Raw genomic sequence first — 13,238 nt, 5'->3', positions numbered from 1 at the left:
ATATAATGTTGTCAATTTTACTAAAACGCGGAATAAGTTCATGAAAACCATTGAGATAGACGACGATCTTTATCAATTTATCGCCAGCCAGACTCAGGAAATAGGCGAAAGTGCGTCGGATATTCTGCGCCGTTTATTGTTGCAGACCCATGCGGCACAAATCCCGCTTGAGTCGGTGTCTGTTGCTGACATGGACACGAAAAAGCCGGAAAAAACCAATACAGGTTCAGTGTTTGACGTCTTGAGCCAACAGGACTTATCGGCAGAGCACAGTGTGGTTGGCCGCTTTTTGTTTATTTTGTCTGCGCTGGCCCGGGCTCACAAAAAAGAATTTGCCCAGGTGCTGGATATTAAAGGCCGTAACCGGCTGTATTTTGCGCGCAGCGAACACGAATTGCAGGAAGCAGGCAGCAGCACTAACCCGAAATCTATCCCAAACACTGACTTTTGGGTCATTACCAATTCCAATACAACCCGTAAGAAAATGATGTTGACTGAAGTGGCCACAACCTTGGGTTACAACAGCGCGGATGTGGAAAAAATACGCGACTTATTATAAGGAGATACAACGATGTCTTTGCACCCACTGGCCGGTCAGGTAGCGCCAGCCTCAAGCTTGATCAATGTGGCCCAACTGGTATCAGCCTACTATGAGCTGGTACCAGACCCGAAAGTACCCGCAGAGCTGGTCAGCTTTGGGACCTCAGGCCACAGAGGCAGCGCCTTTTCAGCCTCCTTTAACCAGTCACATATTCTGGCCATAGTGCAGGCTGTGGCTGAGTACCGGCAGACGCAAGGCATCACTGGCCCATTGTTTTTAGGCAAAGACACGCATGCCTTGTCAGAAGCTGCCTTTGCTACGGCGTTACAGGTGCTGACCGCCAACGGCGTCCATACCATGATCCAGCAGGGCATGGGTTACACACCGACACCTGTGATCTCCCATGCCATTTTATGTTTTAACCGGGGCCGGACTGAAGGTCTGGCGGATGGCCTGATCATTACCCCTTCGCACAATCCGCCGGAAGACGGCGGTATCAAATACAATCCGCCCCACGGCGGCCCGGCTGACACAGATGCGACGGACTGGATCCAACACAGGGCTAATCAGTTACTGGCCACGCAACTGCAAGGTGTGAAGCAGCAAAGTTTGTCAGCAGCGCTGCAAAGCCAGCACTGCCAGAATTATGACTATGTCACTCCTTACGTCGACGATTTAAAGAATGTGATTGACATGGCTGCTATCGCCAAAGCAGGTATCCGCATTGGGGTGGACCCGCTGGGCGGATCGGGTTTGGCCTTCTGGTCTGTGATAGCCAAAACCTATGGTCTGGATATCACAGTGGTGAACGAGCGTATTGATCCGGCTTTTGCATTTATGCCGCTGGATAAGGACGGCAAAATTCGCATGGACTGCTCGTCAGCTTATGCAATGGCCAACCTGATCCAACTTAAGGACCAGTTTGATATAGCGGTAGGAAATGACCCGGATTTTGACCGCCATGGTATTGTGACCCGCAGTGGCGGCCTGATGAACCCCAATCATTATCTGGCAGTCGCCATTAATTACCTGCTCAGCAACAGACCTCAGTGGTCGGCTGATTTGGCGATTGGCAAAACCCTGGTCTCCAGTGCGTTAATTGACCGTGTGACTCAGGGGCGTGGCCGTACAGTGTACGAAGTGCCTGTGGGCTTTAAATGGTTTGTTGACGGGTTGCACAAAGGCAGCATCGCCTTTGGTGGTGAAGAAAGCGCCGGTGCCAGCTTCCTGCGATTCGATGGCTCGGTCTGGTCGACGGATAAAGACGGTTTTATTCTGGGTTTATTGGCCGCAGAAATGCTGGCGAAAACCGGGGTGGATCCTTACCAGCAATATCAGGCGTTAACCCGCGAATTTGGTTCGCCTTTATACCGCCGTCTCGACGCCAGTGCGACGGCAGAGCAGAAGAAAGCCCTGAAATCTCTGGATGTCAGCAGTGTGACTCAAACCCTGTTGGCCGGCGATCCCATTCTGGCAGTACAAACGAGGGCTCCGGGCAATGACGCCAGTATAGGGGGGGTCAAAGTGGTGACTAAAAACGGTTGGTTTGCCGCGCGGCCTTCCGGCACCGAAAACAGTTACAAGATTTATCTGGAGAGTTTTGTCGACCCTGCGCATTTGCAGCAACTGGAAAGCGATGCTAAAGCTTTTGTGGACGATGTGTTCGGCAAAATTTAAACAACAACAAGCCAATGCAATAATCCTGCCATAATTACGTAATTTAATTACGGTGGCAGGAGGGTAATCTGCTGAATCTTGACGAGAGACAAGGGTTTTTGTAATTTTTCTACAATTATTCTTATGACAATAACGGCTTCAGGCCGCAAACCGGGATTTGGCAATGAAAAATCAAGCGAAAAGCCAGTTGGCTACAGGCGCAGTGGCGCATTTACCCACATCTGATGAATTAAAGAACAGCATTGTCCGTCATTTGCACGGTACTTTAGGCACCGATATTAACAAAGCCAGCCGTCAGGCCTGGTGGAGTGCTACCTGTGCGGCAGTGAATGAATACGTATTCGATGGTCTGCGTAATACCCAGCGCACTCACTATGAACAAAACACCAGAGCCGTACATTATTTCAGCCTGGAATACCTGATGGGGCGCCTGTTCAGCAACAACCTGCACAACCTCGGAGCTTACGATGCCGCTAAACAGGCGTTGGCTGAATTAGGGTTGAATATCGCTGATCTGGAAGATCAGGAAGAAGATATGGCATTGGGTAATGGTGGTCTGGGCCGTCTGGCCGCCTGTTTCATCGACTCAATGGCGACCCTGAACTATCCGGCTATTGGCTATGGCATTCATTACGAACACGGCTTGTTTAAACAAGAATTTTCTGATGGTCGCCAGATTGAGCGTCCGGACAGCTGGCGGGAATATGGCAACCCCTGGGAAATTTGCCGTCCAGAATCAGTGCAGGAAGTGTCGGTGTATGGCTATGTCGAAACCACCTACGACCTGCAAGGTAAAATGAAGAAAGTCTGGCACCCCGGCCGTATTATCAAAGGTATCCCTTGGGACATTCCGGTGGTCGGCTATCAGGGCAGTTCGGTGAACGTGTTACGGTTATGGGAATCGCGTGCCAGTGGTTTTTTCAATTGGGACGTCTTTAACTCCGGCGGTTACATTGATGCCGCCCGTGAAAACGTCGAAGCGGAAACTATTGCCAAAGTCTTGTATCCGAATGACGAAACGGATGCCGGCAAAGAGTTGCGGCTGATCCAGCAGTATTTCTTCTGTTCCTGTTCGTTAAAAGACATTATCCGTCGTTACAAACGGACTTATGGAGACGACTGGAGCCAGTTCAGTGCTCAGGTGGCCATTCAGCTGAACGACACCCATCCGGCTATCGCCATTCCTGAACTGATGCGGATTCTGGTGGACCGCGCAGAAATGGGCTGGGATGAAGCCTGGAATATCTGCCAGCATGTGTTTGCCTACACCAACCACACGCTGTTGCCGGAAGCGCTGGAAAAATGGTCGGTACGTTTATTCGAAAAAGTGCTGCCGCGCCATCTGGAAGTGATTTATGAAATCAACCGCCGTTTCCTGGTGGAGCAGGTCGATGTGCTGTGGCCTGGCGACAACGAGAAAAAACGTAAGCTCTCTATTATCGAAGAAGGCCATGAGCCTATGGTCAGAATGGGGCACCTGTCCGTTGTGGGGTCGTTCCGTGTCAATGGCGTGGCGCAAATTCACTCCGATTTGGTTCAGTCCGATCTGTTCCCTGAAATGGTCGCACTGTGGCCGGACAAATTCACCAATGTCACCAATGGCGTGACACCAAGGCGCTGGTTAAAGGCCTGTAACCCGCGTTTGTCCAAATTGCTGGATGAAACTGTAGGGACAGAATGGCCACGGGATCTGAAGCAACTGAAAAAGCTGGCAGCATTTGCCGATGATGCGCAGATTCAGGACGCCTTTATGGCCATTAAGCATCAGAATAAAGCCGATTTAGCCCATACAGTGAAAGAACTGACCGGTGTCAGCATAGACCCTCATGCTATTTTTGATATTCAGATCAAACGTTTGCACGAATACAAACGGCAGCACCTGAATCTGTTGCATATTCTGGCGCTCTATCGTCGGATTCTGCAAAACCCCGACTATGACATGGTGCCACGCGTCTTCCTGTTTGGTGCCAAAGCGGCGCCGGGTTACAAGCTGGCGAAGGAAATTATTTATGCCATCAATAAAGTGGCAGAAAAAATCAACAGTGACAAACGGGTGAAAAACCGCCTGAAAGTGGTGTTTATGCCAAATTACCGTGTCACCCTGGCAGAGAAAATGATCCCGGCCGCTGATGTTTCAGAGCAAATTTCCACCGCAGGTAAAGAAGCATCAGGCACAGGCAATATGAAACTGGCACTCAATGGCGCCATTACGGTGGGGACGCTGGACGGCGCGAACATTGAAATTGCGGAAGAAGTGGGCTCCGATAATATCTCTATTTTTGGCCTGACAGTTGATGAAGTGAAAGCGCTGAATGCTGCGGGTTACCACAGTTGGGACTATTACTACGCAGATCCGGAAATTAAAGCCATTCTCGACTGGCTGGAAACTGACTACTTCACGCCGGGCAAACCGGGTGAATTAGGCGCCATTAAACGCAGTCTGCTGGAAGGTGGTGACCCTTACCTGGTACTGGCCGATTTCCGCTCTTATGTCGAAGCCCATCAGAAAATTGACGGCTGGTACAGAGATAAAGCTGGCTGGGCCAAGAAAGCTATTTTGAATACCGCATCTGTCGGCAAATTCACCTCGGACCGGTCTATCGAAGATTATGTTGAGCGCGTGTGGAAGCTTTCGCCTTGTCCGGTTACGGCAAAGCCTTAACAGCTGTGATTCAACCTGGATAAGCCCGGTTTTCCGGGCTTTTTTCCAAGGTAAAACATCAGGCCTTTATTCAAATAAACCAAGTACACGCAGGGTTTCATTGATAAAAATTTCCGCCTGATTTCTGTGACTGATGGTTGCAGCACACTCGCCGGTTGTACTGTCCGTATACCAGCCAAACTGTGGATGGTTTCCGCCGCTGATTTCAACATAGGTGGTCGAAGCCGGCAGGTTGTCTGTTGAGTTATTAATGTCTTGTACTGAGGTTTGACAATCGTTGGTACCATAAATGCTGCTGACGATTGTGGCGTTTGCAGCGATAGAGGTGGTGTCTTGTGGGTAGGACGCCAGCAAAACCAACCCATCGTCAGGGTGATTCACAATGTATTCAACAGCCGCAACCCCACCTACAGAATGTCCGCCTGCAACAAAGGCTGAACAATGCGTTTGGGCATACCTATCTTTTTTGGCATCATCTGCTGCATCTGGTTCTAAAAGTGCAAAACCCAGAGGAACTTTCAGAATAAAGCTGATATAACCGGCTTCCGCCAAGGCTCTGGTATAAGGCGCATAGGCATAGGGACTGATAAAGCCACCGGGATAAAAGGCAAAACAGACGGATTTACGCGCCGTGCTTTGCACAGGCAAAAAGCGAATGTAGTCCCACTTATCATCGACCTGGACTGCACTGTCAGTTTCCATTGCAGTCCAGGCTTCAGTTAAAACGGCGCCCTGACCCCCGGCAAAGACACTCCAGGATGCCAGCAGCAAGGTTACCGCACTTAACAACGTGATTGTTTTCATTTTTACCTCCAAGGTTAGTGAATTGCACATACAGTAAAATGTACAAATATTAACCTATATTAGATATAGTGGCATAACAATAGGTCATTAGGTCTGAATTTGATACGCCATAGTCAGTTGTCAATCAAGGCGCTGTATCTGAGCGGGCAGTGTTGTATTTCGAAATGATTGCCCCCATTACTGAAAGAAGCCTGATACGGGCGTTTAGCAGAGAATGAATACATGAATTTCCAACAGCAAGCCCAACAATGGCAGACCTTATTCCGTCAGAAACAGCAGGGCAGTGTATTAAGTCGAGTCCTGTTATGGCTGATGGCCGGTCTTATGCTGGTGTTTGCGATGGGGATCTTGCTTTTTGTGTTGATGTTGAGCTGGTTATTGATCCCGCTGTTTTTATACAAACGTCGCCAGCTGAAAAAACGGATGCAACAGGCATTTTCGCAGCAGCAATGGCAATCCTCCACAGAAACTGGTTCGGCTGGCAGAGTGATTGAAGGCGAGGTAATCGACCGGAAGGATTGATCCCCTTAGTTTTTTTAACAGAGCGTTCAACGCTGTTGCTACGCTCTGATATACTCCGGCCCATGCTGATGTCAGGTGTGCCTTATGATCCCGAAGCTCTCCACTGTTGAAAGTCTGGACCCGACAGTCCGGGCTTACCTTGAAGCCTTATCCACTGCTGGTTTTGCCGGTGATATTGAAACCAGTTATGCCAGCCGCCTGGCCGTGTCGACAGATAACAGTGTTTATCAGCAACTGCCTGCTGCCGTGGTGTTACCCAAACATCAGGCTGACCTGGTGTTGCTCACCAGTCTGGCTCAGACCAGCAGTTTTGCATCACTGAAATTCACGCCACGGGGCGGTGGTACAGGCACCAATGGTCAGGCTCTGACGTCAGCGATCGTCGTCGATTTATCGCGTCATATGCGTGGCATTCTTGAACTCAATCTGGAAGAACGCTGGGTTCGGGTAGAGGCGGGGGTGATTAAAGATCAGCTGAACGCCTATTTAAAACCAAAGGGTTTTTTCTTCGCACCAGATTTGTCCACCTCGAATCGCGCCACTATTGGCGGCATGATCAATACCGATGCATCCGGTCAGGGCTCCTTGGTGTATGGCAAAACCAGTGACCATGTACTGGAGCTGAGTTCGGTGCTGGTGGATGGCACCGTGCTTCACAGCAAAGCAATGCCCGTGGCTGAAGCCGAACAACTGGCCCAGCAGCAAAACCAGCTGGGCAGGCTGTACCATCAGGTGCTGGCCAGTTGTCGTGAACATCGCCAGCTCATTCTGGATACCTTCCCCCGGCTGAACCGTTTTCTGACCGGTTATGATTTGGAGCACGTGTTTAACGACGACCTGAGCCAGTTCGATTTATCGCGCATCATTTGTGGCTCTGAGGGCTCTTTGGCGTTTGTCTCTGAAGCGCGGCTGACTATAACGCCCATTGCCAAATTCAAATGCCTGGTCAATGTGAAATACGACAGTTTTGAAAGTGCGCTGCGTAATGCACCTTTGATGGTGGCGGCCAATGCGACTTCAGTGGAAACCGTTGACAGCAAGGTGCTGAATCTGGCCCGTGCCGATATTATCTGGCATCAGGTGAAAGACTTTATTCAGGACGTACCCGGCAAAGAGATGCTGGGGCTGAATATGGTGGAATACAATGCCGAAGCGCCGGAAGATATGGCCGAGAAGATCCGTGCTTTGGAACAACAGCTGCAGCACAGTATGGAGCAGGGCAATGCCGGAATTATTGGCTACCAGCTCACCTATGATAATGACGCTATTTCACAGATTTATGCGATGCGTAAAAAAGCTGTGGGCCTGCTCGGCAACGCCCAAGGGGCGCAAAAACCTCTGCCATTTGCCGAAGATACCGCAGTTCCCCCTGAAAACCTGGCCGACTTTATTCTCGAGTTCCGCGCCTTGCTGGACAGTTATGGCTTAAGTTACGGCATGTTTGGCCATGTGGATGCCGGTGTGTTGCATGTGCGGCCAGCGCTGGATATGTGTGACCCTGAACAGGAAAAACTGCTGCGCACCATCTCGGATCAAGTGGTGGCACTGACCGCCAAATACGGCGGCCTGATGTGGGGGGAACATGGCAAAGGCTACCGCAGTGAGTACGGTCCGGCGTTTTTTGGCCCAGTGTTGTTTAATGAACTGCGGAAAATCAAAGCAGCCTTTGACCCCCAGAACAGGCTGAACCCGGGAAAAATCTGTACACCGCTGCACAGCGATGACCCTCTGGTCAGTGTGGATGGCCAGAAAAGGGGCCATTTTGACCGGCAAATTCCGGTGCAGGTCAAAGACAGCTTTGACAGCAGCCTGAACTGCAACGGCAACGGTCTTTGTTTTAATTACGAAGCCCAGTCGCCCATGTGCCCGTCGAGCAAAGTCACCAAAGACAGGCGCCATAGCCCAAAAGGCCGGGCAGGGCTGATGCGGGAGTGGCTGCGGCTGATGCAGCAACAAGGCGTCGACGTGCTGGCGCAGGAAGAAGAGTTACTGAAAAAATCCACTGGTTTAACCGCCATGCTGCAGAAGCTGAACAACTACAGAGCGAAAAAGCAGGGCGATTACGATTTTTCCCATGAAGTGATGGACGCGATGGAAGGCTGTCTGGCCTGCAAAGCCTGTGCCGGTCAATGCCCTATCAAAGTGGATGTGCCATCATTCCGCGCGCGTTTTCTGCAGTTGTACCACAGCCGCTACCCACGCCCGCTGAAGGATTACCTGGTCGCCAGTATTGAACAAAGTGCCCCTGTGCTGGCCAGAATTGCCCGGCCGGTGAACTGGCTGCTTCAACGGAAACTGGTTGCCAAAACGCTGGAAGCCACAGTGGGCTATGTCGATTCGCCCTTATTGTCTGTGCCGTCCTTGAAACAACGGATTGGCGATCAATACCGCTTTGATCTGGCGGCCCTGCAGGCCTTGTCTGCAGAAGCCAGGCAACAACTGGTGTTTTTAGTGCAAGACCCCTTCACCAGTTTTTATGAAGCCGATTTAGTCGCTGACGCACTGCGTTTGCTGCACACCCTGGGATTCAACCCTGTGTTGTTGCCCTTTAAACCCAATGGCAAACCTCAGCATGTGAAAGGCTTTTTGCGCGAATTTGCCACCACAGCCACCACAGCCTCTGAATTTTTACAGCAGGTCTCGGCGTTGGGCGCACCTATGCTGGGCCTGGATGCGTCTTTAGTGCTGGTATACCGTGATGAATATGTCAAAGCGCTGGGGCCAGCCCGGGGCGATTACCAGGTGAAGTTATTGCATGAGTGGCTGGTTGAGCAGCCATTACCGCCACTGCAAAGTAACCAGCAGTTTAAGTTGCTGGCGCACTGCACCGAAAAAACAGCGCTACCGGCCACTGAAAAAGCCTGGCAGCAGATCTTCACCAAAGCCGGGCTGGAATTGTCCGCTGTGGCCGTTGGTTGCTGTGGTATGGCGGGCACTTATGGTCATGAAAAGCAAAACCAACAGAACAGCAGGGCCCTGTATCAGCTCAGCTGGCAGAAACCAGTCCAGCAGTTTGGTGCTGAGCAGGTGCTGGTCACTGGTTTTTCCTGTCGTAGCCAGGTGAAACGGATGGAAGGCGTGAAACCCAAACACCCGCTCCAGCAATTGTTGCTGTTATTGGCTCAGTCTTCAGCCAAAGCCAGCTGATCCCGGCCTGCTCTTTTGGCCTGATACAAAGCCCGGTCGGCGCGGCGAAGCAGGGCGGCATAGTCTTCGCCCTGACGCCACTGGGCCAGGCCAGCACTGATCTGAAGTTTGGGCAGATGACCAACCTGCAGTTGCTGCAATTGATTCCGGATCCGTTGCATCACATCCTGTGCTCCTGCCGCTGTGGTGGCCGGTAACAGGATCACAAATTCATCCCCCCCAAAACGACCTAACAGATCGGTGGGTCTCAGATGGCTTTGTGCCACTTTGGTTAACTGTTGCAGTGCCGCGTCCCCAACGGCGTGACCATATTGGTCATTAATCTGTTTGAAATGGTCCATATCCAGGATCAGCAAAGATAAAGCATCACCGCTCCATTGTGCCTGTCGAACAGCCAGCTCAGCCTGTTGACGCAGGCTTTCACGGCTAGCGACCTGAGTCAGCGGGTCGGTATACGCTGCTTTACGTAACTGCTGGTTGTCAGCAACCAGGGCGGGTAAGGTCAAACCAAACAAGGTATTGGCGGCAATAATAATGATGGCAAACTGATACACCATCACGTGATCCATCAACTCAAACCAATGCACCAAAAACGCCAGCAGGAAGCTATTCAGCGCCAGAGTCGTGACATTGACCAGGGCGGATTCAGTACAAGCCAGCCACATATGGGGGATCAGCAACAAAAATATGGCAAAGGTACTGTAAGCTGAGTGACTCCAGTAAGCGAGCAGCAGACAACAGGCCGCCAGCACGAGTGTTGCCGCAAGTTTGGCTGGGTACTGTGCACTTATTTTTTGGCTCAACAAACCGTTCAGGTCAGATACACGGATAAAATGCACCGGTGTCAACCGGATAAACAGACTGACAAAAAGAGGAGCCATCACCACCACACCAGCCAAATCGCCAATCCAGAACGGTAACCAGGTTTGTGGCAACAAACCGGAATCAAGCATCTGAGTGGCCACCAGCGCTAACAGCACCAGGACACTGGCAGCAAATGAGCTCAGAGCCGCGATCAGCAGAAACAACACCACACTCAGGCCTAAATGACGTTGAATAGGGCGCAGCAGACTGTTCAGCACCCAGGTGCCCAGCGCATAGGGGGCCAGATGAGCCAGACTGAACCAAAACGCCGCATTCAGACTTTGTAAAAAGGTCAGAGGTAACTGATAAAACCAGATGGAATAAAAGGTGACCAGGCTGGCCGCCATCACCAGGGCTGGCAATGCCTGCAGACCAAACAACAGCAGCGCCGCAAAACTCAGACCGGCAGCTGGAAACCAGACACTGGCGTGCTGAGTGTATTCCACCAGCCAGCCTAGTTTGAAAACCAGCAACCATAGCGTAAGGATCAAGCCTTGTTTTGCCCAGAAAGACGACAACAAGGCCGGATAAGAAGCGTCAGAAGCAGACTTCAGTGGCTCAGATTTTATTGCAGACAACTCCCACTTCATGCCGTTCCGTTCCTCGCAGCAGCTATAGGCTTATACTGCCAGAGAGAACACGCGAACTGCAAACAGATCCCCCAAACAGGGGCAGTGTTTTATTGCATGGAATGCAGGCCGACTTTGTTGCCTTCGCTGTCGGTGAAGTGCCCGATAAAACCATGTTCACCTATTGCCGTTTTAGGCAGGACCACTTTGCCACCTGCAGCTTTCACCCGCTCCAGAGTAGAGGCAACATCGTCTGCGACAAAATACACCAAAGTTCCGCTGATGGATGGCTCGTAGCCGGCTTCCTTGATCAAAGCACCTGCGGCCCCGTTGGCTTGATGATCATAAGGAAACATCGCCATATCACTTGGCCCCATTTGCATGCGTTCAAACTGCAACAAAAACACCTGTTGATAAAAAGCGCAGGCGCGCTCCAAATCCACCACTGGAATCTCAAACCAACCTACAGGATTCACTGAACTCATCATCATTTCCTTTTTTGCCAGATAGGTATGAAAGACTATAGCCTAGCCAGGCACTCTGATGCGAGCGGAGCAGAATTTCGGAAGACGGGGTTGTGCACTCACAGCGCCGTTGTCAGCACTGTGAGTCAGAAAAGGGGATCAAAAACTGGACGTATCCTGGAACAAGCCGACTTTCAGCTCATCCGCTGTATAAATTTCACGCCCATCAACGCTGACAGTACCATCCGCAATACCCATAAAGAGTTTGCGTTTGATCACCCGTTTCATATCAATTTTGTAGGTGACTTTTTTGGCAGTCGGCAAAATCTGACCGGTAAATTTCACTTCGCCTACGCCCAAAGCGCGGCCTTTACCCGGGCCACCGGCCCAACCCAAAAAGAAGCCAACCAACTGCCACATCGCATCCAGGCCCAGACAGCCTGGCATCACGGGGTCGCCTTTAAAGTGACAGGCAAAAAACCATAAGTCCGGGTGAATATCAAACTCAGCAATAATTTCGCCTTTGCCGTATTTACCGCCTTCTTCAGAGATATGCAGAACGCGGTCAATCATCAGCATGTTATCAACCGGTAACTGGCTGTTACCCGGGCCAAATAAGTCACCCAGGCCGCAGGCCACTAAATCTTGTTTTGTAAAGCTATTCTTTGTCATGTATGTTAGATCCATCATCAGGGCCGGGTCACTTTAGCGAACAGATGTACGCTAAACAAGTCCGATTAGTCGGAGCCGGTACAACTTCAGCCTCAACGCCAATTGTTACGCTGTCATGACAGAATACGAAAAACGACCACTTACGAATGCAGAAAAACAACAACGGTACCGCGAGCGGCAAAAGGGCTCGGGGAAAAAGGAATTGCGCGGTTATCTGACCCCGGAAGCTCTGGCCTGTTATCAGGAAATTCAGCAAAAAACCGACTGGAACGACAGTACTTTGCTCAGCAATGCCGTGCGCTTGATGTACGCAGCCCATAAATTGGGCCAGATAGGACTGCTTAACGGCTGGCTGACCGAACACAAAAAGTAACTTTGGCTCCAGACCCGCCCTTCGGGTATACTGGCGGCCCTTTTTGCCAGGCGGCGCCAGTTGAGAGCTCCAGATGATTTTGTTTGTACGCGATTTAACAGTCATAGATTTTTCTTACCTTTGCCAGCAACGTGGTTTGCTTGGTGAAAGTTATATCGTGGATGTTGAACTGCACGGCGGCCTGGATCAGATGTCGATGGTGCTGGATTTTGCCAGGGTGAAAAAAAGCATCAAAAAAGCCATTGATGAGCTGGTGGACCACAAACTGGCGATACCAACCTTATCTGCTGCCACAGATCTCATTCAGGCACAGCGTTCGGTGGTGAAGTTTCAGTCTGCAAAGGGCCTTATTCAGGTGGCTTCGCCAGCCGATGCCTTTGTAGCCATTCCGGCAGAGCAGATCAGTATGGACAGCATCAGCGCCTACCTGACCGAACACATCAAGGCTCTGCTGCCAACCAATGTTGCACAACTGGTGCTGAATTTACGCACAGAGCAGGTCAGTGGTTTCAGTTATCACTATACCCATGGCCTGAAGAAACACGATGGCAATTGCCAGCGTATTGCCCATGGTCATCGTTCTACCATCCAGATTTATCAGGACCAGATGCTATCGCCTCGTCTGAACAAATACTGGTGTGAACGCTGGGAAGATATTTATCTCGGTTCAGCTGAAGATCAGTGCGATGCCGGTGCGTTACGGTACTTAGAGGCCGAACCGGGTGCGCTGAACTTTTGTTATGACGCACCTCAAGGTTACTTTGAAATCTCATTACCCGCTGCTGTCTGTGAAGTGGTGCCTTGTGACACGACAGTGGAATGCCTGGCTGACTTTATTGCCAGCGAGCTGAAGCAACAACAGCCAGACCATCAGTTTAAAGTGGTGGCCTACGAAGGGGTCGGCAAGGGCGCTATAGGTTTCGCCTGATCCAAGGCTGTGGAA

11 protein-coding genes are annotated in these 13,238 nt (G+C 51.0%); 7 read left to right on the top strand and 4 right to left on the bottom strand.

All coding sequences use genetic code 11. The annotated features are described in order from the left end of the window. Positions 1-40: 40 nt before the first annotated feature. From seqA to WKJ04_RS14455, 3 genes are all read left to right on the top strand, one after another. On the top strand, positions 41-559 hold the full coding sequence (seqA, locus tag WKJ04_RS14465; RefSeq protein WP_337881065.1) for a replication initiation negative regulator SeqA: 519 nt from the start codon (positions 41-43) through the stop codon (positions 557-559). A gap of 12 nt (positions 560-571) precedes the next feature. After that, positions 572-2,218: a phosphoglucomutase (alpha-D-glucose-1,6-bisphosphate-dependent) gene (gene pgm / locus WKJ04_RS14460; RefSeq protein ID WP_337881064.1), complete on the top strand. Its 1,647-nt coding sequence runs from the start codon at positions 572-574 to the stop codon at positions 2,216-2,218. A gap of 163 nt (positions 2,219-2,381) precedes the next feature. Further along, positions 2,382-4,880, top strand: a complete 2,499-nt coding sequence (locus WKJ04_RS14455) for a glycogen/starch/alpha-glucan phosphorylase (protein ID WP_337881063.1) — start codon at positions 2,382-2,384, stop codon at positions 4,878-4,880. Positions 4,881-4,946: 66 nt separating this feature from the next. Here WKJ04_RS14455 and WKJ04_RS14450 read toward each other — a convergent pair whose 3' ends face one another. After that, positions 4,947-5,684, bottom strand: a complete 738-nt coding sequence (locus WKJ04_RS14450) for an alpha/beta hydrolase (RefSeq protein ID WP_337881062.1) — start codon at positions 5,682-5,684, stop codon at positions 4,947-4,949. 222 nt (positions 5,685-5,906) lie between these two features. Between WKJ04_RS14450 and WKJ04_RS14445 the strand changes: the two genes are divergently transcribed. Together WKJ04_RS14445 and WKJ04_RS14440 are read left to right on the top strand one after the other, a co-directional pair. Beyond that, the gene (locus WKJ04_RS14445) at positions 5,907-6,206 is read left to right on the top strand and encodes a hypothetical protein (RefSeq protein WP_337881061.1); all 300 of its coding nucleotides are present in this window, start codon (positions 5,907-5,909) and stop codon (positions 6,204-6,206) included. Between the two features lie 84 nt (positions 6,207-6,290). After that, positions 6,291-9,353 carry an FAD-binding and (Fe-S)-binding domain-containing protein gene (locus tag WKJ04_RS14440; RefSeq protein WP_337881060.1) on the top strand — a complete coding sequence of 1,021 codons (3,063 nt, stop codon included), beginning with the start codon at positions 6,291-6,293 and terminating at the stop codon, positions 9,351-9,353. On the opposite strand, the gene WKJ04_RS14435 is transcribed toward WKJ04_RS14440, so the two are convergent. From WKJ04_RS14435 to fabA, 3 genes are all read right to left on the bottom strand, one after another. Beyond that, positions 9,329-10,807, bottom strand: a complete 1,479-nt coding sequence (locus WKJ04_RS14435) for a diguanylate cyclase (protein WP_337881059.1) — start codon at positions 10,805-10,807, stop codon at positions 9,329-9,331. The two genes, WKJ04_RS14440 and WKJ04_RS14435, sit on opposite strands and share 25 nt — an antisense overlap. A gap of 89 nt (positions 10,808-10,896) precedes the next feature. After that, positions 10,897-11,271 carry a VOC family protein gene (locus tag WKJ04_RS14430; RefSeq protein ID WP_337881058.1) on the bottom strand — a complete coding sequence of 125 codons (375 nt, stop codon included), beginning with the start codon at positions 11,269-11,271 and terminating at the stop codon, positions 10,897-10,899. 138 nt (positions 11,272-11,409) lie between these two features. Further along, entirely contained in the window at positions 11,410-11,922 is a 513-nt protein-coding gene (fabA, locus tag WKJ04_RS14425) for a 3-hydroxyacyl-[acyl-carrier-protein] dehydratase FabA (RefSeq protein WP_337843516.1), read from the bottom strand. 115 nt (positions 11,923-12,037) lie between these two features. Between fabA and WKJ04_RS14420 the strand changes: the two genes are divergently transcribed. After that, positions 12,038-12,295: a hypothetical protein gene (locus WKJ04_RS14420; protein ID WP_337843515.1), complete on the top strand. Its 258-nt coding sequence runs from the start codon at positions 12,038-12,040 to the stop codon at positions 12,293-12,295. 73 nt (positions 12,296-12,368) lie between these two features. Next, the gene (locus WKJ04_RS14415; RefSeq protein WP_337881057.1) at positions 12,369-13,223 is read left to right on the top strand and encodes a 6-carboxytetrahydropterin synthase; all 855 of its coding nucleotides are present in this window, start codon (positions 12,369-12,371) and stop codon (positions 13,221-13,223) included. The last annotated feature ends 15 nt before the right edge of the window (positions 13,224-13,238 follow it).

It is taken from the genome of Rheinheimera sp. (genome assembly GCF_037442345.1).
Taxonomy (GTDB): Bacteria; Pseudomonadota; Gammaproteobacteria; order Enterobacterales; family Alteromonadaceae; genus Pararheinheimera.
This window is presented reverse-complemented; position numbering and strand designations above follow the sequence as displayed.

What these genes read in the sequence shown, in the direction of transcription:
- seqA (WP_337881065.1), top strand. Translation starts at nt 41, where the DNA reads ATGAAAACCATTGAGATAGACGACGATCTTTATCAATTTATCGCCAGC.
- pgm (WP_337881064.1), top strand. Translation starts at nt 572, where the DNA reads ATGTCTTTGCACCCACTGGCCGGTCAGGTAGCGCCAGCCTCAAGCTTG.
- WKJ04_RS14455 (WP_337881063.1), top strand. Translation starts at nt 2,382, where the DNA reads ATGAAAAATCAAGCGAAAAGCCAGTTGGCTACAGGCGCAGTGGCGCAT.
- WKJ04_RS14450 (WP_337881062.1), bottom strand. Translation starts at nt 5,684, where the DNA reads ATGAAAACAATCACGTTGTTAAGTGCGGTAACCTTGCTGCTGGCATCC.
- WKJ04_RS14445 (WP_337881061.1), top strand. Translation starts at nt 5,907, where the DNA reads ATGAATTTCCAACAGCAAGCCCAACAATGGCAGACCTTATTCCGTCAG.
- WKJ04_RS14440 (WP_337881060.1), top strand. Translation starts at nt 6,291, where the DNA reads ATGATCCCGAAGCTCTCCACTGTTGAAAGTCTGGACCCGACAGTCCGG.
- WKJ04_RS14435 (WP_337881059.1), bottom strand. Translation starts at nt 10,807, where the DNA reads ATGAAGTGGGAGTTGTCTGCAATAAAATCTGAGCCACTGAAGTCTGCT.
- WKJ04_RS14430 (WP_337881058.1), bottom strand. Translation starts at nt 11,271, where the DNA reads ATGAGTTCAGTGAATCCTGTAGGTTGGTTTGAGATTCCAGTGGTGGAT.
- fabA (WP_337843516.1), bottom strand. Translation starts at nt 11,922, where the DNA reads ATGACAAAGAATAGCTTTACAAAACAAGATTTAGTGGCCTGCGGCCTG.
- WKJ04_RS14420 (WP_337843515.1), top strand. Translation starts at nt 12,038, where the DNA reads ATGACAGAATACGAAAAACGACCACTTACGAATGCAGAAAAACAACAA.
- WKJ04_RS14415 (WP_337881057.1), top strand. Translation starts at nt 12,369, where the DNA reads ATGATTTTGTTTGTACGCGATTTAACAGTCATAGATTTTTCTTACCTT.